Raw genomic sequence first — 20,891 nt, 5'->3', positions numbered from 1 at the left:
GGTCCGGAGTCACAGCGTCCGGACGCGGATGTTGCGGAACTCGATGAGGTCGTTGTTCCCGTGGTTCTGCAGACCGACGAACCCGCGGGCGAATTGCCGCTCACCGGTCGGCGGGTCACCGTCCCGCAGCGAGTCCTTACCCGGGCCGTTGTCGAACTCGTTGATCACCTCACCGTTCCGGAGGATGGTGTACTGCTGGTCGACGACCCGGATCTCGTAGTCGTTCCACTCCCCCTTCGGCGTGGCACCGGAGTCGGCCAGGTCGACGGGGTCGAAGTTGTAGATCGACCCGGTCTTCTGCGGTTCCCCGGACTCGCCGTCGTAGATCTGCACCTCCTGTCCGCAGTAGACGGCGACCCACGCCTGCGAGGTCCGTGCCGCACCCTGGGTCGAGCAGCCCTCGGGCCGTTCCTCCAGCGGGGTGCGCGGGTCGGGGAAGCGGACGAAGACACCGCTGTTGGCCCGGTGTCCCTCCGGGGCCACGTCGCGGAACCGGAGCTTCAGGGAGAAGTCCCCGAACTCCTCGGCGGCGTACCAGAGCATCCCCATCCCGCCGGAGCTGCGCAGCGATCCCTCGTCGGTGATCTCGAAGTGCCCGCTGGGCGCCTGCCGCCAGCCTTCGAGGGAGCCTGCCGTGCCGTCGAAGAGGTGCTCGTAGCCGGAGTCGCCCTTCTTGCCGATGTCCGACCTCGCGGCGGTCCGGGTCAGCATGCCCTTCTCCTTGCCGCTGATCACGCCGTCGGCGCGGAGCCTGTTCGCGACCTCGTTCACGTGGTCGACGAACGCGCCGTGGGTGTCCCAGGTGCCCTCGTCGTCGATCAGGTCGTTGATCGTGCAGCCGCCACCGACCCCGGCGTTGGCGACCCCGCTGTCGGCGTCGCGCATCCACACCGTGGCGCGGTCGTCGGGCACGGCGCAGGAGACGGTGACCTCGGTGCTGGTGGTCGCCGTCTCCCCGTCCGCGTAGGTCACCGTGAGCGTGGCGGTGTAGGTGCCCGTCGCGGCGTAGGTGTGCCGCGGGTTCGCCTCCGTGGAGGTGGCTCCGTCGCCGAAGTCCCACTCGTAGGACACGCCGCCGGACCGCGCACCGGTGAACGCCATGGTCAACGGCGAGCCCTGCACGGCCGTCGCCTCCACCTGCGGCCGCGGGGTCGGGGCGCCACCGGTGTAGGTGACGCGGATCAGCTTCTGGTTGTCGCTGAGGCTGAAGAACCCGCCCCCGTAGTCGATCATGTAGAGGGCGCCGTCCGGACCGAAGTCGGCGTCCATCCAGCTCTGCAGCTCGCGGTCCCCGCCACCCATCGGGATGATGTCGCGGAGGTCCTCGGCGTACAGCGGCGGCGCCGCCTCGTCGACGGTGTCCGGGTCCACGGTCACCGCCACCCGGTTGTTCGGGTTGGACTGGTCCCCGATGAGCCACTTGCCGTCCCAGTGGGCGGGCCAGGCCACCCCGCTGTCGGTGTCGGTCTCCGAGCGGTGGTAGGTCGGTCCCGACATGATCGCCTGGGAGCCGCCGGTGAGGTACGGCTGGGTGTAGGTGGCCTCCTCCTGCACGTAACTCGGCACCCCGCTGCCGTCCCCCCGGTCTGGGAAGACCGGACCGCCGCCGTGTGGCGAGTACCAGATCATGTTGCTGCGTGCGTCCGGGATGTCGACCAGCCCGGTGTTGCGGGGGGAGGTGTTCTTCAGATCGTCGCAGTCGTACCAGCCGGTCAGCACCGAGGCGTCGGTGTTGCTGCGGTCGCGGTAGGGCTGCTTGTCGCCCATGCAGTACGGCCAGCCCTGGTTACCCGCCGAGGTGATGATCGTGGCGGTCTCGTACTTGGCCGGGCCGAGTTCCGGGCTCGGGTTGAACGCGTCCGGGCCCACCCAGGCCGCGGTCAGCCAGTCGTGCTTGTCGTCGATCTGGATGCGCGCCGGGTTGCGCACGCCCATCACGTAGATCTCCGGGCGGGTCTTGTCCCCCGGGTCCTCGGCCTCCGGGAAGAGGTTGCCCTCGGGGATGGTGTAGCTGCCGTCGGGCTCCGGGTGGATCCGGAGGATCTTGCCGTTGAGGTCGTTGGTGTTGCCCGACGTCCGACGGGCGTCCTGGAAGGACACTCCCTTGTAGTCCTCGGTCCAGTTGTTGCCCGAGTACCCCTGCGAGCCGCGGGAGGAGTTGCTGTCCCCGGTGGCGATGTAGAGGTTGCCCGCGTCGTCGAAGTCCATCCCGCCGCCGGCGTGGCAGCAGCTGTGGATCTGGGTGTCCCACTGCAGCAGGTCGACGCGACTGGCCTTGTCGATCGTGGACGTGGCGTGGTCGTAGGTGAACCGGGACACCGTGCGCTTGCCGATCCGCTCGTCCGTGTCGATCGAGCCGTACGGCATCCAGTACACGTACATCCAGCCGTTGTCGGCGAAGGAGGGGTCCAGCGCCATGCCGAGCAGGCCCTCCTCGGTCTTGACGAGCTCGTCCCCGCTGCCGCGGTTGCCGAACACCTCCAGCGTGGTCAGGTGGCTGACCTGCTCGGTTTCGGGGTCCCACTGGTGGATGGTGCCGCAGCCGAGGCCGACGTTCTCGTCCTCCCAGTCCGGGACCGGGCCGGAGGCGCACGCGGCCTTGCCGACGTAGAACACCGTCCCGTCGTCGGCGACGGTCAGCCCGTGCATCTCGCCGTGCTGGTCGAGCCCGCCCTCGGCATTGGTGCCGCTGAGCCGCTCGACCTCGTAGTTGTCGGCGACGGTGGCCTGACAGTCACCGCGCACCAGCCCGGTGGTCCAGCGCAGCGCGCCGAGCAGGTGGGAGCGGAACTGCTCCTCGTCGTAGGAGGCCGCCGTGCCGCCCATTCCGGTGTAGAACGACCGGCCGCCCTGGTAGTCGTGACACCAGGAGATCGGGTGGAACGCGCCGTTGCCGTCCCGGCCCGCGTCGTAGGTGTGCTCCTGCACCTGCGCCACGGTGTGCACCGACCCGGTCGGGTTGGTCCCCCAGTTCGGCCACACGTCGGTGCGGGTCCAGGTGGCGGGCAGGTCCTCGGTGGCCGGGTGCCGCCGGTCCACCACGCTGACCGTGGCCTCCTGCGGTTCGCGACCGGCGTCCGGCGGCGGGGTCGCGTCGGACGTGTACAGCTCGATCCCGGCGAGCTGGGTGGCGTCCTCGCCGTCGTTGGCGGTGATGTCGAGCCGGTAGTGGCGGTAGGAGTCCTCGTTGTCGAAGCGGAACTCCCGCGTCTGGAAGCGGTCGGGGAAGTCCTCGCCGGTGCGCCGGTCCAGGTCGGTCCAGCTCTGCCCGTCCGTCGAGCCCTGCAGGGTCCAGTCCTTCGGGTCGCGCCCGGCGAAGTCGTTGGCCGAGGTGAGCGCGTAGTGCGAGACGGCCGCCGGTTCGGCGAGTTCGAGTGTGACCCACCCGGTCGCGCCGAAGGTGAGCCACTTGGTGTTGTCGTCGCCGTCGACGAGCTTGTCCGCGGTCTCGTTCGGTGGGTTCTCCCCGCTGGCGGTGACGCCCGCGACCTCCTCCGGCTCGGGCCGGGTTCCCGCCGGGCGGGCGCCGACGAGGTCGGTGAACCACTCGGACCGGGCCTGGGCCGTGGCCGCGTCGCGGACGCCGAGGAAGCCTCCGCCGTCGCTGACGTAGGAGCGCAGCGCCGACTCCTGGGCGTTGTTCAGTTCGGCGCCCTGCGCGGACAGGAAGACCACACCGCGGTGGGAGCGCAGCGTGTCGGGCGTGAACACCGCCGGGTCGGTGGTGGTCTCCACCCGGATGTCGTGGGCGGCGCCCAGCTCACCGAACGTCTCGGCGGCGCGGGCGACCGGGTCGTCCTGCTGGTCGGTGGGGCCGTGGAAGACCAGGACCGAGGGCGTCGCGTCCCCGTCGCCCGTGGCGCCTCCCGCTTGGTTCCCGGCGGGTTTTCCGGCGGCGCCCCGTTCCGGTCCGTGCGGACCGTTCGGTTGCCCTTCAGCGCCGAGACCCGGGGCCGCGGCGAGTCCCAGGACCAGGGTCGTCCCCGTCAACAGCACCAGACCGCGCCGCAGCGGCGTCGGCCCGGTGCGTCTCCGGCGGGGTAGAGCTGACCATCTCCGTCGACTCATCTCTACTCCTTACTCGGGTGTCGGCACGCCGGTCCCGGCGTGCCGTCGTCGTCCGCCGACTCAGCCGCCGGCGTGCCCGTGGTAGCGGTCGAGCGCCTCCCGGGCGCCCTCCGGCATGCTTCCGTCGGCGTTGCGGACCAGGAACACACCGGCCATTCCGCCGTCGGAGTGGAACTGCACGTGGCAGTGGTACATCCACGCACCCGGCCCCACGCCGTCCCCCGCGAGGACCTGGAAGCCGATCGAGTCGCCGGGGTTCAGGTCGCGGTTGTCGATCACCCGGCTCGGGTCGTTCGGGCCTTCCAGGTAGCCGGTGCGGTTGTCCGCCCACCGGTGCGCGTGCAGGTGGAAGGTGTGGAAGTTGTTGCCGTGCCCGATGGCGATGAACTCGACCCGCTCACCGAGGTTGGCCTCCAGCACCGGGACGTCGGGCGCGACCCGGTTGTTGATGGTCATGTCGTTGAACACGACGGTGAACTGCCGGTCGGGCAGGACGTCGCCCTTGCGGCGGACGACGAGCGCGCCGTACAGCCCCTTACGCAGGCCTTCCGTCCCGTGTGGAGTGCCCATCGCGTGGTCGTGATAGTGCCAGTACCCCGCACTGCCGGGCATCCAGAGCTTTCCCGGGCCCTTGGACGGGGCACGTGTGCGCCACACGTAGGTGCGGGTCTCGCCCGGTTCGTTGAACGACCCGTTGAGCGGGGCGCCGTCGGAGTCGACGCTGTAGTCCACGCCGTGCGGGTGGATCGACAGCCGCTTGTCGGTGGTGTTGACCAGCTCGATCTCGAGCGTGTCGCCTTCCCAGATCTCGAGCACGGGGCCGGGGACGGTGGCACCGCCCGGTTCGAGCCCGTACCCGATCATGCCGTCGGGCAGTTTCTCCGCGTACATCGTGATGCGGCGGAGGCGGCCATCACCTCTGCCTGCGTTCCCCGGTGCCCGGCCGTTGCCGGGATCCGCCGTCGCGGCGGCCGCGCCGAGCGACGAGACCGCGACCGGCGTCACGACGCCCGCCGCGGTGCCGACCAGCATGGAGCGGCGCGAGAGTCCTCGTCCCGGTGGATCGTCCGAAGCGTTGCGTTCGGTCATGTGACCTCCGCCTCCCATGAACGGAAACTTCACGAGGACGTTAAAGACTTAGGGCCACCACGTAAACTCCTATGGTCGGAAAAGTCGGACTTCTGACTTGAAGAAGCAGAAGTTAATGGGCCGGACGGAGTAGACACCGAGGCCGTTCAGCCGAACAGAAGGCCGCGGCGGGGGCCACGACGTGCGGTCGGATCCGAGCCGAACGACCGACCGGCCCCCCGGCCGACAGTTCGGCGGCGTCCGGGCACCCCGGCGAGGTCGGCGGCCCTGCCGACCGTGCTCCTGGGCCGACGCCGGACGGTGCGGGCGCACCGGACGTGCTGCTCGATGTGCCGAACCTGTCCGTCGATCAGATCTCGCTCGAAGTGGAGAATCTGCGCGCGCACGTCTCGTTGCAGGCCGAGGTGCTCGACCTGGTGAAGCTCAACGTGGGCGCCGATGTCGCCCTCGGCCGGGTCGCGCTGGACATCACCGGTGTCCAGGCGCAGGCACTGCTCAAGGTCCGGCTCGACCGGGTGGCCGAGATCCTGGAACGGGTGCTCACCACCATCGACCGGAACCCGCAGATCCTCGAACTGCTGGTGCAGTCGGTGCAGCCCGCGTTGCACAGGTCGGCGGGGCGGTCGGCGAACTCGGGGCCGGGGGCGGCGCGCCGTCGAGCAGGTCGGCCACGGTGCGGGCGAGGCCGTCAGCGACGTCGGACAGGGCGCGGGACAAGCGACCACGGAAGTCGGGCGAGGCGCGGGACGGGCGACCGAGGACGTCGGCCGGAACGCCGGAGAGACGACCCGAGAGGTCGGCCGGAGCGCCGGAGAAGCGGCCCGCGACGTGGGCGACACCGCCGGAAGCACCGCGCGCGAAGTGGGCGGCGGCGCCGGTACGGCAGCCGGGGACACCTCGTCCGACGGGAACCGCACCGGGGGAGACGACAGTGACCGGGGCGGTGACCAGCGCACCGGTGACGGGACCGGTGACCGGTCCCGGGAGAGGCGGACCACACGGCGGCCACGGCCACGGCCCCGCACCTCCGGCGGGACGACACACCGGCCACGCTCCGAGTCCGGCGGAGGTCGCACCTCCCCGGAACGGCGCCGCCGGAGGCACGGGACGTGAACCGCGTCCCGCGCCTCCGGCGACCTGACATCGACTTCACCTCGACCGTGCACGCCGAGCGGATGTGCTGGCGGGACGACCCGGAAACCGGGGTGTCCTTCAGTGGCTCACCCGGCTACCGTTCCCGGTCCGACAGCGACCGGGTGAATCTCCCCGACCGGGTCCGTGCAGGTGAGACCTACGAGAACGTGCGGGTCGACTACCGACTGGCGGCGGCACTCGACGAGGACGAGCCGGGCTGACACCGCCGCCGATCAGACCCGCCGTATCCGGGCCAGCCATGCGGGCAGGTCCACCGCGGTGTCGTCGGCGACACCGAGTTCCGCCGCATGGTCTCCCCAGGCCACGGCGCGATAGCGACTGGCGCTGAGATCCTCCAGCTCCCAGCCGTCCGTGAAGGCGTCCCGGATCGCGGCGTCGCTGATGCGCGGGCCGAACGACGGCTCGTCGGTCAGCGCCAGCGCGAGCACGAACACCCGCGCCCCCGGCCGGCACACCCGGTGCAGCACGTCGGCGTAGCGGGCGCGGTCGTCGGCCCCGAAGACGTGGAACAGGGCGCTGTCCACGACGGTGTCGAAACGCTCCGCACCGTCCAGGGCGAGCGCGTCGGCCGACTCGAACCGGACGGACACCCCGTGCGTCTCGGCGTTGCGCCGGGCCAGGTCCACGGCGCGGTCGGAGAAGTCGATTCCGAGCACGTCGTGGCCGCGCCCGGCGAGCAGCACGGTGTTGTCGCCCGTACCGCACCCGGCGTCCAGCACGCTGCCGCGGAACCAGCCCTGTTGCTCCAGCTCGGCCACGACGGGCTGGGGCTGTCCGATCACCCAGCCCGCCCAGCCCTCGTCGTAGGCGGTGTCGAACGTCTGCTGCGGCACTGTCGCGTCCATGTCCGTCCCCTGTCTGTGGTGATCCCTCGGGACACCAGCCTCCGACATCAACCATGGTCGAGGTCAATCGGTTTTTCCCGATCGGGACACCGGGCCCACCCGAAACCGACGCGGCATAGCGCGCTACATGTCAGGATGGTGCACCGGGAGGGACCGTCAGGCGGTGTTGCGATGCGGCTCCGAGCCCGAGAATTGGTCACGGCGAACGGGAGGGACGGGGTGGACGACATTTCAGGTGACGAGAACACCATTTCCGGCGACATCTCGGGGCCGGCCGTACAAGCGGGCGCGATCCACGGAGGTGTTCATGTGCACGCACGCCCCCGTGCGGCTCCGCCGCGACAGTTGTTGTCGGTGCCGGACTCGTTCACCGACCGCGCGGACGAGCTCGCCCACCTCGATCACCTCCTCCTCGCCGAGCAGCGGCAGGGGCCGGCGGTGGTCGTCCTGTCCGGCCCTGGCGGGGTGGGGAAGACCGCGTTGGCCACCCGCTGGATCACCGAGCACCTCGACCGGTTCCCGGACGGCCAGGTGCACGCGGATCTGGGCGCGTTCGGCCCGACCGGCCCCGCGGCGCCGGAGACCGTGCTGCGCAGACTGCTGCGGGCGTTCGGTGTCGAGGCCGACGCCGTTCCCCCCGACCTCGCCGGGCAGGCCGCGCTGTACCGGTCGGTGACCGCGGGCAGGGCCGTGGCCATCCTCGCCGACGACGCGGACACGGCTGCCCAGGTGCGTCCGTTGCTCCCCGCGTCCCCGGAATCGGTGGTGATCGTGACCAGCCGATGGCGTCTGGGCGGGCTCGCCCTGGACGGAGCCCGGATCCTCCTCGTCGACCCGCTCGACGAGGAGGCGGCGTGGGAGCTGCTGTCGGCGACCGCCGGGCGGGAACGGGTCTCGGTCGAGCAGGACTCCGCGCGGCAACTCGTCGGTTTCTGCGCGGGTCTGCCAATCGCGTTGTGCGTCGTCGCGGCACGGATCGCGACCCGGCCGCGGCAACCACTCTCCCGACTCGTCGATGCACTGTCGGACGAACGGCGACGGATCGGCGAGCTCGGCGTCGCCGACGAGGCCGTCGTACAGGCCAACTTCGACCTGTCCCACCGGGGGCTTCCCGAGGACGCCGCCCGCACCTACCGGCTGCTCGGACTGCATCCGGGCCCGGAATTCTGTGCCGAACGCACCGCCGCCGCCCTGGGCATCCCGGTGGACGAGGCGGAGAAGGCGCTCGACGACCTGGTCACCGCCAGCCTGCTGACCGAAGCGGGGCCGGAGCGGTATCGCTTCCACGACCTCGCCCGGCTGCACGCACGGCAACAGGCGGAAGAACGGGAGAGCGGGGGAGAACGCGCCGAGGTTCTGCGGCGGATCGTCGCGTGGTACCTCGACGCCGCGGCCGCGGCCGATGTGGTGGTTCTGCCGCTCCGGCCCCGGATCGGCCCCGCGTACGAGCGGTTGCGCGGGAGCCCGCCGCGTCAGGCGGGTGCGGTCGAGGCGTTGGCCTGGCTGGAACAGGAGCTGGACAATCTCGTGGCCGTGGTGCGGGCCTCGGCGGAGCGGGAATGGTGGGAATTCACGTGGCAGCTGTGCGAGGCACTCTGGGGACTGTTCCTCTACCGCAAGCACTACGGGGACTGGGTCCGCACCCACCGGTGGGGCGTCGAGGCCGCGCGGCGCTGCGGCGACCACCGGGCCGAGGCCCGCATGCGGGTGCAGCTCGGCTACGCCCACCTGGACAGCGGCGACCACGAACAGGCGGGTGACTGTTTCACCGCTGCCCTGGAACTCGCCCGGGAGGCCGGGAACGCCGAGGCCGAGGCGACCGCGTTGGAACATCTGGGGTTGCTCGCCCGTGCGACCGGCGAGGCCGAGGAGGCGTTGCGCCGCTTCCGGCAGGCACTGGCGATCGCGGAGACCCTGCGACAGCCGCGTCTGGTGGCGCTGCAGCTACGGCGGACGAGTGAGGTGCTGTGTGATCTCGACCGCCCGGCGGAGGCGTTGGCTCCGGCGCGGAGAGCCGCGGCACTCGCCGCCGAGCTGGGCGATACGGTGCTGCACCTGCGCGGAATGACCCGGATCGGCACCATCCAGCTGCGGTCGGGCCGGCTCGCCGAGGCGGAGGACGCACTCCGGCACGCGGTCGACGCGTTGGCCGGATCCGGCGCGGACCACTACCACGCCGAAGCTCTGGAGGCGCTCGCCGACCTCCGGTTCCGGACCGGGGAGACCGGCGCGGCGGAGGATCTTCTCCGCCGTGCGCTCGCCCACTACGAGCGCACCGGCAGCCCCCGCGCGCGCCGGCTCCGTGCTCAGCTCGCGGAGATCCCGGCCGCCCTCGGGCGGGAGACCGGCGACCCGGCCCCGCACAACGACACGTAGCACCGCAACGCGTGCCCGCGTGCCCGCGCGACGGGATTCCCGGATACCTGTGTTCCGGCGGCGAATAGGACAGGGGGACGGCTACGGGCCAGGACGACGCACTCCCCCGTCGCCGCGACGAGTGCGACGAGCACGCATCCGGGCAGTGCGGCCAGGATACCCACCGCCGTCCCGTGGGCCGCGCGGACGGACGGGCGCGTTCCACCCAGCACGACGTCCGCACGTTCCAGACAGGCGCGCGGCGCCCGTGCGAGGTCGGCGACGAGTATCCGCTCCCGTCCGCCGTGCCGGGCCGTCAAGAGGACGGTCGCCACACCCGGCCACGGTGTCCGGCGACGATCGATCGGTCCCGTCACGGCTCGACCCTCCGATGCGCTTCGCCGGTGGCGGGGACGGGGAGGGGCACAGGGGAAAGGGGAACGCCCCGCGCGGGCTCGGACAGACCGAGGAGCCGGTACATCTCCCGACGCAGACGCACACCCGCCCTCCCGTGCGCCGAACTGATCCGCTGCGCCAACGCCGTACCGTGGGACGGACTCGCACTCCCGGAGGCACGGAGCTGGGCGGGGAAGGGACGGTCCGGATCGATCGTGCGCGCCACCCGCCACAGGTGACCCGCCGGGCTGTCCGGCCGGACGTCCTGCCCCGCTGCGGGATGCAGCAGCGCCGGGAGCCCGAGTGCGGCTCCGTACAGGGTCACCGAGCCGTGGTCGCCGACCAGGTGGTCCGCGGCGACCAGGCCGGCCCGCCAGCCTTCCTCCGGGCGGAGGAGCACGAGGCCCTCGTCGAGCGCGGCGGCGAGCCAGGCCCGGATCTGCCATGCGCCGTGCGCGGCCCAGATGAGGGGATGCAGCGCGGCGACCACGCGGTACTCGTCGGCGGGCAACTGCCGGACCAGCTCGGTCAACAGGCCCTCCTCAGTGCCGAACAGCGACCATCGGGACCAGGTGGAGCTGACCAGGACGATCCGTCGGTCGTCGTTCACCCCCAGAGCCCGGCGGTACTGGTCGCGGTAGGGCAAGCTGGCGCGGATACGGTCGAGGCAGAGGTCGCCGGCCACGAGGGCACGGGACGCCGCCTCCGGGCAGTCCGCGCGGAACCGGCGGGCGTCCTCTTCCCGGGCGAAGACCACACCGGCCGGCACCACCCTCCCGTCACGGACGACGAGGTCGCGCATCCGGGACGACGTGTCCTCGGCCTGCCCGGAGTCGCGCGGGCTGATCCGGGACCGCTCGGCGACCCCGTGCGGGAGTACCAGGACCGGCGCGTCGATCTTGTCGATCTCCTGGTAGCTGGCCGCCAGCGCGAGATCGAAACGCGTGCGCAGGGCCTGGTTCCAGGGCACCAGCACCCCGTCCCACGACCGCACGTAGTCCTCGACCCCCGGCCACATGTCGGCCGTCGTGGGGACGGTGAACAGGACCTGCACCCGGTGGTCCGCCTCCAGTAACGGCAGGACGTCGGCGAGGCGGGTGCCCGCGGTCATGTGCGGCACCACCACCAGGACCGTGCGACAGTCGGGCCGGGTCAACCACCTCCGCGCGGCGGCGTTGCCCGGGGTGCGGAGCCACGGTGTCGACATCGAATCAGTCACCGCCGCTCACCCCTCAGCGTGCCCACCGCGGTCCCACCGCGCTCCGCTCCGGCCCGATACCATTCGGCGAAACCGAAGTCCCAATGAACCGTTGCCATCTCCGCACTCCTGTTCCGGACGACAGGGTCCTGACGTCGAAACAGTGCGGGACGCTTCTTTCACGTACCTGTCAGCGGTTCTCACACAAAACTTTCCCCGAACCCCGGAAGATGACAGGTCGGTGTCGGTATCAGCAGGCCACTGGCTCCCATGCCGGGTGGATGGCACCATACGACCGTTTCACAGGCGAAGTCCCTGAAATTGACCGGACGGGGGTGCGCGGATGGTTGCTGAGATCGCGTTCGGGATTCTCGGGCGGACAGCCGTGCGCCTGCACGGGAAAATGGATGTGCAGTGGGGCAAGCGACGGGAACGGCAGGTGCTCGCCACACTGCTCGTCCACGCCGGTCAGCAACTGCCCATCGACACGCTGATCGGATGGGTGTGGCCGGAGGAGGAGTTCCCCCGGAATCCCGTGGCCGCGCTGCACACGAACACCACGCGGATCAGGAAGGCGTTGCGCCTCGCCGGCGAACGCGCCCGACTCCCCCGGGCGGACCGGGCCTATTCCCTCGACACCAGCCCCGACCTCGTCGATTACCACGTGTTCCAGCGGCTCGTGGCCGAGGCGCGGACGTCGTACCAGGCGGATCGGGTTCCGGAGGCGGCTTCCCGGATCGACCGAGCGCTGGGTCTGTGGCGGGGACGCCCGCTGGCCGACCTCGACACCGAGTACGCCGACAACTGGCGCGTCCATGTGGTGCGGCAGGAGTGGCTCCCCGCGGTCCGCCTCGGCCTGGACGTCCGGATCGCGCTGCGGGACTGGGACCGCGCTCTACGGCAACTCGACGAACTGCCCACCGAGTTCACCGACGACACCGGCCTCGCCGAGCGACGCATGCGGGTGCTGTACGGACTCGGACGAGAGGACGAAGCCGGCCAGTTCTTCTACTCCCTGTACCAGCGGCTCCGCCGGGAGAACCCGGAGGACGCCACCCGTCTCCGGCACTGTCACGACTCACTGGTCTCCACCTCAACGACGGACGGGCGACCCCGCGCGGGCACGCCGCCCTCCGTCCCGGGTAAGCACCACGTACCCCGGCAACTCCCGCACGATCTCCGGAGTTTCGCCGGGCGCGAGAGTCTGCTGGCCGAGCTCGACGACCGGACCGGAATCACCGACGGCACCGTCCGTCCGCACATCGTGATCCTGACCGGCCTCGGCGCCGTCGGAAAAACCAGCACGGCCGTGCACTGGGCGCACCGGGTCGAGCACCACTTCCCCGGTGGCACGCTCTTCGCCGACCTGCGCGGCTATTCCGGCGCCACCCGGATGGACACGACCGAGATGGTCGACACCTTCCTCGCCGCACTCGAACCCACCATCCCGCATCCCGCAGGCCCTACCGTGCGAGCCGAGCGGCTGCGGGAACGCCTCGCAGCACAACCCGCGCTGGTGCTGCTCGACAACGTGCGCGACGCCGCCCACGTGCGGTCGATGCTTCCCCTGCTGGCACGGTGCGTCGTACTCATCACGAGCCGGCAGCGGCTCGGGGCACTCGCGGTGCGGCACGGGACAGACCCGATCACCGTGCCGCCGCTGACCCACGAACACGCCACCCGAATGCTCGCCGGACGACTCGGCGACCGCGCCGCCATCGAGCCGGACGACCTCGAGGTGCTGGCGCGGCTCTGCAACGGCATCCCGCTGGCGCTCAACCTGGTGGCCGACCGTGCCAATCGCAGCCCCCGCGCCCCTCTCCGGCACATCACGAACCAACTGCTCGACTCGCGCACGTTGCTCCGGATCGGGGACGACGGCGACGGCGTCGACGCGAGCCTGCACGCGGTGTTCTCGAATTCCTACGAGCATCTCGACGAGGCCGAGGCACGGCTGTTCCGGCTGCTCGGGATTCATGCGAGCCCGGAGTTCGGTGTCGAACTCGCCGCCGCACTGACCGGCGAACCGTCCCGGGAGGTGGCACACCGGCTGGACAGACTCCACGCCGCCCATCTGGTCGAGCAACCGGACTCCCTCGACCGCTTCCGCCTGCACGATCTCCTGCACGCCTATTCCACGACGCTGCCGACGTCTCCGTCGGAGACCGCGCGCGCCCGGGACCGCATGCTGAGCTTCTACCTCGTCAGCGCGCACAACGCCCAACGCACGGTGTTCCCGCACCGGCTCACACCGACCCCGCCGCCACCTCCCCCGGGCTGTGTGCCCGTCACGTTCCAGCACGACCGGGACGCGATGCTCTGGGGTCGGCGGGAGCGGGCGAACCTGCTCACCACGATGGACCGCGCGGCGGAGACCGGCAGGCACGACCACGCCTGGCGGATCGCCCACGCGATCGCCGGCCTGCTGGAGCACCACGGCCGGTTCGACGACGCGACCGCGGCCCTGGAGACTGCCGCCGCCTCGGCCCACGCCGCGGGTGAACCGCTGGCCCACGCGGCTTCGCGCAACGATCTCGGCCACCTCGCCCTGATGCGCGACGACCCCGACACGGCGTCCGACCATTTCCTGCACGCACTGCGGATCGCCAGGGAAGTGGGCGACCCGGTCGGCATCTGCACGACCACGTTGAACATCGCCCGCTGGCAACGCCACATCGGCGAACCGGACAACGCACTCGCGTTGCTGCATCGCTGTGCCCTGCTGGCGGCCGAAGCCGGGGACGACGACCGCAGCGCGGTCACCGAACACCGGTTCGGCGAGGTGCACACGGACAAGGGCCACCATTCCAAGGCCGAACACCACTTCCACCGGTCACTCGCGATCCGCGAACGGATCGGCGACCGTTCCGGACAGGTCGAGACCCTGACCGGCCTGGCCGCGCTCGCTCGGCAGCAGGGCGACCGACACGGGGCCCAGCGGTACGGCGGGCGGGCCCTGGAGCTGCTCGACCCGGTCCACGACATCACCGTGGGAATGTGGGCCTACGCCGTCATGGCCGAGATCGAGCTGGACGAGGGCCACCTGTCCCCCGCCCGCCAGTTCGCGGAGGAAGCACACCGGCGCGCCGCGACCACCGGGGACGAGCTCGGCGAGGCGCGGATCCTCGACCTGCTCGGCCGGGCCGCGCACGCACAGGGCGAGGTCGCGGCCGCGAGGAAGGCCTGGAGCCGTGCCGTCTCGCTGCTGCACGCGCGGGGTCGGAACACGGCCGCACGCGACATCGCCCGCAGACTGGCCGACCTTCCCGGCGAGTCCGGTCACTCGTTGCGGCACGGTTGAAACATCGCCGGGCGCAATACTCGGACGACGAGTAATCACCCTGTCAGATGAAATGATCTGCTACACAGAGTGACAGATTACTCCGTTCGTCCATTTTCGCTGATCATCCTTTACACCGACGCGGCATAGCGCGCTACATAGCGTAGCGATCTCTCTTGCGCGGAGATGCCGCTCCCCATACGCTGCGTTTCGTCAAGCGAACGCGCTTTTTCGGGAAGGTACGCAGACGACAAGTGAATGGTTTTTGGTTCCTATCCTCAGCGGTCACGATGGGCCCCGCCGCCATGACCATCGGCCTGCTGTGGTGGCGATGCTGAACCCGGTGCAGCGCGGACAACGGAACACCGGCGACTCTTGATAGACTCCCCCGGCGCAGCCGTCGAACAGGCACGCTGGGGGAGTATCACGTGATCGAGCCATTCTTCGGATCCGTCGCCGCCGCGATCGCCGGACGCGGCGTCATGGCCCTGTATCGACTCGTCAAGGAGCAGTTCGCCGACGACCCCACGGCCACCGCCGTCCTCGAAGCGGCAGCGGATTCGTCCGCGGACTCGCCCGAAGTCGACCGACTACGCGCCCGGCTGCACGATGCCGCCGACCACGATCCCGAGTTCGCCACCCGCCTGCGCGAGACCTGGGAAAGTGTCCAGGTCGATCAGCAATCCGGGCCGGGCGGCGTCAACAACCAGACCACCGGCCAGTTCAGCGGCAACGTCGTCCAGGCCCGCGACATCCACGGCGACATCCGGTTCTGACCGGCCTGCGGTACGGAAACGGCGCCCGCACTCACCCCAGCAGCTCCGAGGGTTCGCCGGTCCAGGAGAGGTAGAGGTGTTCCCGGGCGCGGGAGCCCGCGACGTAGAGCAGGCCGCGTTCGCGTGCCCAGGCGGCGTCGCGGTCGTCGCCGTCGAGTTCCCGCACCGCGCGGGGTGGGAGGTCGCGGCGACCGGTGCCGAGCAGTGCCACCGCCCGGTACTCCAGCCCCTTCGCCCGGTGCATGGTCATCACGCGCACCACGTCGCCGAGCGCGTGCTCGTCGTTGTCCCGCCCGACCTCGGTCGCGGGCACGTCCGCCCCGGTCAACGCCGCGGCCAGCTCGGCCACGCGGTTGTTGGAGCGGGTCACTACCGCGATCTGCGACCACTCCAGCCCCGCCCGGTGCCAGTCGCGCAGGACCTCCACCAACGCGGCCTTCTCCGCCGCGGCGGTGTCGAACCCGGCCGTGCGTGGTTCCGGCCCGGCGAACTCCGAACGGGCACCCGACAGGGAGTCGGCCCCGCCCTCGAGGTCGTCGACCGCGTGCCCGTAGGCCACGCGCAGCGACCAGTCCAGGATCTGCCGCGACGTCCGGTAGTTCACGGTCAGCCGCCGGGAACGGCCCCGGGTCTCGATGCCGTAGTGCGACAGCACCAGCGGTTTGCCGTAGATGCGCTGGTGCGCGTCGCCGACGAGGAACAGGTCGTCGGCTCCCTGCGGGACGAGGGCGCGCACCAGCCGCCAGTGCGCGGGGTGCAGGTCCTGTGCCTCGTCAACGACGCCGTGCCGGTAGCGGGGCAGCGCGGCGCGGCGGACGCCGCTGTCGGTGCCGGGGTCGTCGTGCGGGTCGAGCTGCCGGGCGACGGTGGCCGCGCGGGCGGCCGCCTGCGTGAACGTGAGCAGGTTGCGTGCGTTGAGCTGCTGGGTGAACCGTTCGAACACCGCCCACAGCTCCGCCCGTTGCGGGCGGGAGAGCCGCCTGCCGCGGCCGCTGCGGGGGGCGCGCAGGTACTCACCACGTTCGCCGATTCCCTGGGCGAGCACCACCTGGTTCCACTCCGCCTGCAGGAACGCCGTCTCCCACGCCTCGGTCGCGTCCGCGCGGGCCGTCTCCCACGCCGCCACCACGTCCGGCGCGTCGTCGCGCACCTGCCGGGGGCGGGTCTGCCGGTCGTCGGCGGTGCGCAGCACCCGGTAGGCGAGCGCGTCGATGTTGACGACCTCGACCCGCTTGAGGATGTCCGGCCCGGCCAGTTCGGTGAGCTGGGACTCGATGTTGCGCGCCAGGTTGCGGGTGTAGGTGGTGAACAGGACCTTCTCGTCCGATCCGGCCCGGGCGAGGCGGTCGGCGAGGTGGCGGGCACGGTGCACGGCGGTGACGGTCTTGCCGGTGCCCGCCCCGCCGGTCACCCGGTACGGCCCGCGCCAGCCGTCCTTGTACGCGAGCCTGCGCTGCAGCGGGTGCAGCCACACCCGCCACGCCGTGAACTCGCCCTCCAGGGCGGCGCGCAGCTCGTCGGCACTGCCGTCGGTGAACACCAGGCGGGACTGCGGCCGTTCCAGGGCCTTGAGCAGGTCCCCGGTGTCGATCTCGGGTTCCTCCTCGGCGATGAGGTCGGCCCACACGTCGTCCACGGTGCGTCCGGCGGCGAGGTCGAGCACCGCGTTCGCCTGCACCCCCGGCAGCTCCTCGGCCACGGACAACAGCCGGCTCTCGTCAGTGATCCCGACGAGGCGTTCGGCGACGTCGGTGTCCACACCGAAGCGCCGCAGGTCCCGCACCCGCACGCCGTCCAGCACCGGCCCACGCTCCGGAGCGGTGCCGGTGCCGCCCCCGGAGGTCGCCCCGGCGGTGTGCGCGTGGGTGATCGCCTCGTCGAGGGCGGCGGCGTCGACCACGTCCAGCGCGCCGGTGACCTCGTTGACGCCCACCCGCAGCCGTTCGGCGTAGGTGTAGGCGTCGTCGTGCGGTTTCACCGCCGCGAGCACGAAACCGTTCGACTCGGGCAGTTCGATGAGCACCGCCCGCCAGAAGTCGGTGACCCGGGCGGTGCGGATGCGCGGGTCGGCCACCCCCTCGGGTGCCTTGAGGTCGAGCCCGGTGAGGTCGGGGCGTTCCTGGAGTTTGACGATGAAGTCCAGCACCCGGTTCTTCATCGAACCGTCCAGTTCGGAGTAGGTCCGGGTGAATCGGTCGGACATCACCACGCGCCCGCTCACCGGTCCCCCACCCCGAACGCCGCCGCGATCTCGCGCACGAGTTCCTCCTCGTCGTCGCCTTCGAGAAACCACCAGACCCGCCAGCCGTGCCCACGCAGCCACTCGTCGCGGTCGGGGACGACGTCCACCACCACGGCACGCCGCTCGTCGTGCCAGCAGTACTCCACCGGCCACAGCCGCGATCCGGTCTCGCCGACCTCGTCGCCCGCTTGCGGTGCGGGCACGTCGAGCGCGTCCAGCCGCTTGCCGATCGGCCCGAGCCGGTCGTCGGCGTAGTCCACGGCCGGCTGCCAGCCCGGGGTGCGCGGGAAGGCCACGTCGACGTCCCGGCCGGTCCCGGTCTCCGGTTTCGGCAGCGCCAGCGGCGGTGTCCGGCCCGCGAACACGTCGAGGGAACCACGGGTCCAGCACTCGGCCATCCGTAGCGGTTCCGGGTCACCGTGCCGCGGCAGGGGCAGGAACTGCAGCAGGTTCGCCCAGCGCAGCCACTCCCGCCACCGGCGTTCGTGCTCCGGGCCGCCGACCTCGCTGGGCCGGTCGTCCAGCACGGTCAGCACGCCGAGACTCCGGTCCGGAGCGGACCCTTCGGTGCTGCCCACGACGGCGATCGGCAGCCCGGACGTCCCGGTGCAGCGCGCGAGCACCACCGTGCCCGCACCGGCCTCCGGCGAGCCGCCCTCGCCCCATTCCCGCAGGGCGGTCGCCAGCCCGTCCGCCGAACACCGCACCGGGGCGGCGACCCGGTGCCCGGGCGAGCCCATCAGCGCCAGGCAGGTCTGCACGGCGGTGTCGGCCCACACGTCCTCGGCCGGGTCGCGCAGGTACTCCAGCAGGGCGCGCATCGGGTTGCCCCACAGCACCGGGGCGCGCCGGGTGTCGGTCACGGCGCCGCGTGCCCGGTTGGCCGTGCGGCCGTCCACCAGTTCGTCCAGCCTGCTCTCGTATCCGTCGAGCAGGCGGGTGAAGTCGTCCACGTCGGCGAAGGTCAACGAGAACACCCGGTACCCCTCGTCCCGCAGGGCGGCGCGTTTGCGCGCGTCGTCGGCGGTGCGGTCGGTCTCCACCGAGGCGTGGTAGGCCTTGCCGTCCAGATACACGGCCACCGGGGCGTCCTGCGCGTCCTGCCGGGTGAGCAGGAAGTCCGGCTCGGTGGCCACGCCGGAGGCGGTGACCCGCACCAGCGGTCGTGCGGTCCACCGCCGGGGTGCCCCGTCGTCGCCGAGCAGGCGGATGTCCAGTTCCTCACCGCGCGGACCGGTGGTCCCGCTCCACGACTGGCCCTCCTGCGCGGCGACGCCCCGTTTGAGCTGTTCGCGGAAGCGCAGCTCCAGTTCGGACAGCCGCACCGCGGAGATGTCGATGTCGGCCACGGTGGGGATCTCCCGCACCGTCCACCCGTCCAGCAGTTCGGTGAGCAGGTCCAGCGCCGCCCGCCGGTCGGCGTGGGCGACCTCGCTCGGCGCGGCCACGCCGAGCAGGCAGCGGTGGCAGGCGGCGCGCCCCTCGTCCCGGCAGTCGCACGTGGCGAGCACGTCATACGCCCGGCGCAGGATGCGCCGCATCCGGTCGGGGTCGCCGAGCCGGTCGAGGTAGCCGGTGCCGCCGGGCACGGTGTCGTGCAGCACCAGGAACTGCCGGGTGCGCCGGTGGTCGTCCGGCATCCGGGCGGTGACGACGTCGAGGTGCTGCGGATCCCCGCCGAAGTCCTCGCGCAGGCCCAGCAGCAGGGCGGTCTTGAGCGAGGTGAGCCGCAGTTCGACGTGGAAGGTGGACACCGGCAGCAGCAGCCGCACGGCCTGCGTGGTGATCTCGTGGGAGAGCAGCAGGTCCTCCCACCGGACGGGCGTGCCGCGCCGGGTGGCGCACCAGCCGCGGTGCCGCACCTTGTCCTCGGGCTGCCCGTCGCGCACCACACCGCAGTGCGCGCAGGTCGGGAACCGGGGTGCGGAGGTGTGTGTGCCGGCCACCGACAGGTCCGGGCCGGGCCGGTCGCCGCGGCCGAGGTTGACGGTGCGGATGGTGGCCTGGCGGACGTATTCGGCGCCGAAGGTGCGGTCGTCCAGCCGCCAGGCCTGGGCGATGTGCTCGCGCTCGACGTCCACCCCGGTGACGGTGGTGAACCGGGTGCGGGTGCGGTCCTCGTTCTCGTCCTCGATCAGTGCCTCGTCCCGGCGGTGCACCGCCGACACCCGGCGCAGCGGCAGCACCTTGTGCACCGCCCCGGCGTCGGCGACGGCGGTGCCGTGACAGCGGGGGCAGTGGCCCGGTGCGGGGTCGACGGTCTCGGTGCCCCAGCCGCAGTCCGGGCACAGCCGCGTGTGCCGGTAGTGCGGCCTGCCGGACGGGCCGATCTCCAGCGCGTCGATCTCCACCCGGTAACCGCGGGCGTAGAACACGGCGCCGGGGGCGAACTCGGTCAGTGCCGTCCGGCTGCCCCGCGGGAAGGTCTCCTCGCTGGTGTGCAGGCCCTTGTCGCCCTCGTCGTCGCTGGTCCACCACAGCGACACGTCGAGTTCGGTGCGGTCGTCGCGGAGGTTGTAGCTGGGCAGCAGGGACAGTTCGGCCAGGCCGGTGAGCGCGTTGCGGTGCCACCCCTCGCGCAGCATCGCGCTCAGCGCCTTGTGCTCGCCGGAGTAGCGGCGGCGGTTGTCGGTGTCCCGGTCGTCGAGGTGCCCCTGGCGGTCCAGATCGGACAGCGCCTGGGCGAGTTCGCCGAGACGCCGGTGCTGCTCGGCGCGTTCGGCGGTCCAGTCCTCGACGGTGCGCACCAGGCGGTCCCGCATGCCCTTCGCGGCGAACGCGCGCACCGCCTCCCGGGCGGTGTCGTCGATGTCGTCGGCGTAGAGGTCGAGGAACCGCCGGGTGAGGTCGTCCGCGTCGGCGGTGACGGTGTCGACGAACAGCCGCAGCCAGCCGCCCTCGGCGAACCCGTCGTCGAGCAGCGCGCCGAGCAGCCGGGGCATCTCCCGGCCGAGGCGGATCTCGCCGGAGGCGACCCGGTCCAGGCAGAACGCCAGGTACTGCCGGCACAGCAGTTCGGTGGCCGACAGGTACGCCGCGGGCGGGGTGACCTCGCCGTCGATCAGATGTCGCGGCTCGGACAGGTAGTACAGGTCGCGCGGGCCGCTGGGCACCGTGGCCACGACGAAGGCATTGCCGGTGGCGCGCCCGGCGCGGCCCACCCGCTGCAGGTAGCTGGCCGGGGTGCGGGGCAGCGAGGCCAGGCCGACGGTGGACAGGTCCCCGATGTCGATGCCCAGTTCCAACGTCGGGGTGCAGGTGAGCACGTTCGGGTCGATCGACGAGCCGGTGCGGGCGAAGGCCCGTTCCACGTGCTGGCGGGTGTCGTCGTCCAGCAGGGCGGTGTGCTCGTGGCTGACCAGGTGCCGCAGCCTGCCGGAGCGGTAGAGTTCGCGGTAGAAGTTGCCCGCCCGCACCGCGCGCGGCTGGAGGCGTCCGGTGCAGCGGATCCGCGGGCACGGCGCGCCCCGCCACAGCTCCGCCCGCC

At 71.6% G+C, this 20,891-nt stretch carries 10 protein-coding genes; 4 read left to right on the top strand and 6 right to left on the bottom strand.

The features are described from left to right. Window positions 1-9: 9 nt before the first annotated feature. Both SACPADRAFT_RS0220370 and SACPADRAFT_RS0220365 read right to left on the bottom strand, forming a co-directional pair. Window positions 10-4,068 (bottom strand): ThuA domain-containing protein, encoded by a 4,059-nt coding sequence (locus SACPADRAFT_RS0220370; RefSeq protein ID WP_007023141.1) that lies wholly within the window; start codon window positions 4,066-4,068, stop codon window positions 10-12. A 60-nt stretch (window positions 4,069-4,128) separates the two neighbouring features. Continuing rightward, window positions 4,129-5,157, bottom strand: a complete 1,029-nt coding sequence (locus SACPADRAFT_RS0220365; protein ID WP_007023140.1) for a multicopper oxidase domain-containing protein — start codon at window positions 5,155-5,157, stop codon at window positions 4,129-4,131. Window positions 5,158-6,266: 1,109 nt separating this feature from the next. Between SACPADRAFT_RS0220365 and SACPADRAFT_RS28985 the strand changes: the two genes are divergently transcribed. After that, window positions 6,267-6,512: a hypothetical protein gene (locus SACPADRAFT_RS28985; RefSeq protein ID WP_007023138.1), complete on the top strand. Its 246-nt coding sequence runs from the start codon at window positions 6,267-6,269 to the stop codon at window positions 6,510-6,512. A gap of 12 nt (window positions 6,513-6,524) precedes the next feature. Here SACPADRAFT_RS28985 and SACPADRAFT_RS0220350 read toward each other — a convergent pair whose 3' ends face one another. Continuing rightward, the gene (locus SACPADRAFT_RS0220350) at window positions 6,525-7,157 is read right to left on the bottom strand and encodes a class I SAM-dependent methyltransferase (RefSeq protein ID WP_007023137.1); all 633 of its coding nucleotides are present in this window, start codon (window positions 7,155-7,157) and stop codon (window positions 6,525-6,527) included. Window positions 7,158-7,328: 171 nt separating this feature from the next. Here SACPADRAFT_RS0220350 and SACPADRAFT_RS0220345 point away from each other — a divergent pair, with 171 nt between their 5' ends. Further along, window positions 7,329-9,533 (top strand): ATP-binding protein, encoded by a 2,205-nt coding sequence (locus SACPADRAFT_RS0220345; protein WP_007023136.1) that lies wholly within the window; start codon window positions 7,329-7,331, stop codon window positions 9,531-9,533. A gap of 352 nt (window positions 9,534-9,885) precedes the next feature. Here SACPADRAFT_RS0220345 and SACPADRAFT_RS0220340 read toward each other — a convergent pair whose 3' ends face one another. Continuing rightward, window positions 9,886-11,127: a hypothetical protein gene (locus SACPADRAFT_RS0220340; RefSeq protein ID WP_233357231.1), complete on the bottom strand. Its 1,242-nt coding sequence runs from the start codon at window positions 11,125-11,127 to the stop codon at window positions 9,886-9,888. Between the two features lie 322 nt (window positions 11,128-11,449). On the opposite strand from SACPADRAFT_RS0220340, the gene SACPADRAFT_RS0220335 reads away from it, so the two are divergent. Both SACPADRAFT_RS0220335 and SACPADRAFT_RS0220330 read left to right on the top strand, forming a co-directional pair. Beyond that, the gene (locus SACPADRAFT_RS0220335) at window positions 11,450-14,407 is read left to right on the top strand and encodes an AfsR/SARP family transcriptional regulator (RefSeq protein WP_007023132.1); all 2,958 of its coding nucleotides are present in this window, start codon (window positions 11,450-11,452) and stop codon (window positions 14,405-14,407) included. A gap of 407 nt (window positions 14,408-14,814) precedes the next feature. Then, the gene (locus SACPADRAFT_RS0220330; protein ID WP_007023131.1) at window positions 14,815-15,162 is read left to right on the top strand and encodes a hypothetical protein; all 348 of its coding nucleotides are present in this window, start codon (window positions 14,815-14,817) and stop codon (window positions 15,160-15,162) included. Window positions 15,163-15,193: 31 nt separating this feature from the next. Here the strand turns inward: SACPADRAFT_RS0220330 and SACPADRAFT_RS0220325 are convergent, their stop codons facing one another. After that, the gene (locus SACPADRAFT_RS0220325; protein ID WP_007023130.1) at window positions 15,194-17,383 is read right to left on the bottom strand and encodes a UvrD-helicase domain-containing protein; all 2,190 of its coding nucleotides are present in this window, start codon (window positions 17,381-17,383) and stop codon (window positions 15,194-15,196) included. Next, a partial coding sequence (locus tag SACPADRAFT_RS28980) for a Zn-binding domain-containing protein (RefSeq protein ID WP_007023129.1) occupies window positions 17,380-20,891 on the bottom strand: 3,512 nt, incomplete at its 5' end. The genes SACPADRAFT_RS28980 and SACPADRAFT_RS0220325, both read right to left, overlap by 4 nt.

Origin of the sequence: Saccharomonospora iraqiensis subsp. paurometabolica YIM 90007, assembly GCF_000231035.2 — a bacterium.
GTDB lineage: Bacteria > Actinomycetota > Actinomycetes > Mycobacteriales > Pseudonocardiaceae > Saccharomonospora > Saccharomonospora paurometabolica.
Note: the sequence above shows the minus strand (reverse complement) of the source record. Positions and strands in the feature narration are given on the sequence as shown.

What these genes read in the sequence shown, in the direction of transcription:
- SACPADRAFT_RS0220370 (WP_007023141.1), bottom strand. Translation starts at nt 4,068, where the DNA reads ATGAGTCGACGGAGATGGTCAGCTCTACCCCGCCGGAGACGCACCGGG.
- SACPADRAFT_RS0220365 (WP_007023140.1), bottom strand. Translation starts at nt 5,157, where the DNA reads ATGACCGAACGCAACGCTTCGGACGATCCACCGGGACGAGGACTCTCG.
- SACPADRAFT_RS0220350 (WP_007023137.1), bottom strand. Translation starts at nt 7,157, where the DNA reads ATGGACGCGACAGTGCCGCAGCAGACGTTCGACACCGCCTACGACGAG.
- SACPADRAFT_RS0220345 (WP_007023136.1), top strand. Translation starts at nt 7,329, where the DNA reads ATGCGGCTCCGAGCCCGAGAATTGGTCACGGCGAACGGGAGGGACGGG.
- SACPADRAFT_RS0220335 (WP_007023132.1), top strand. Translation starts at nt 11,450, where the DNA reads ATGGTTGCTGAGATCGCGTTCGGGATTCTCGGGCGGACAGCCGTGCGC.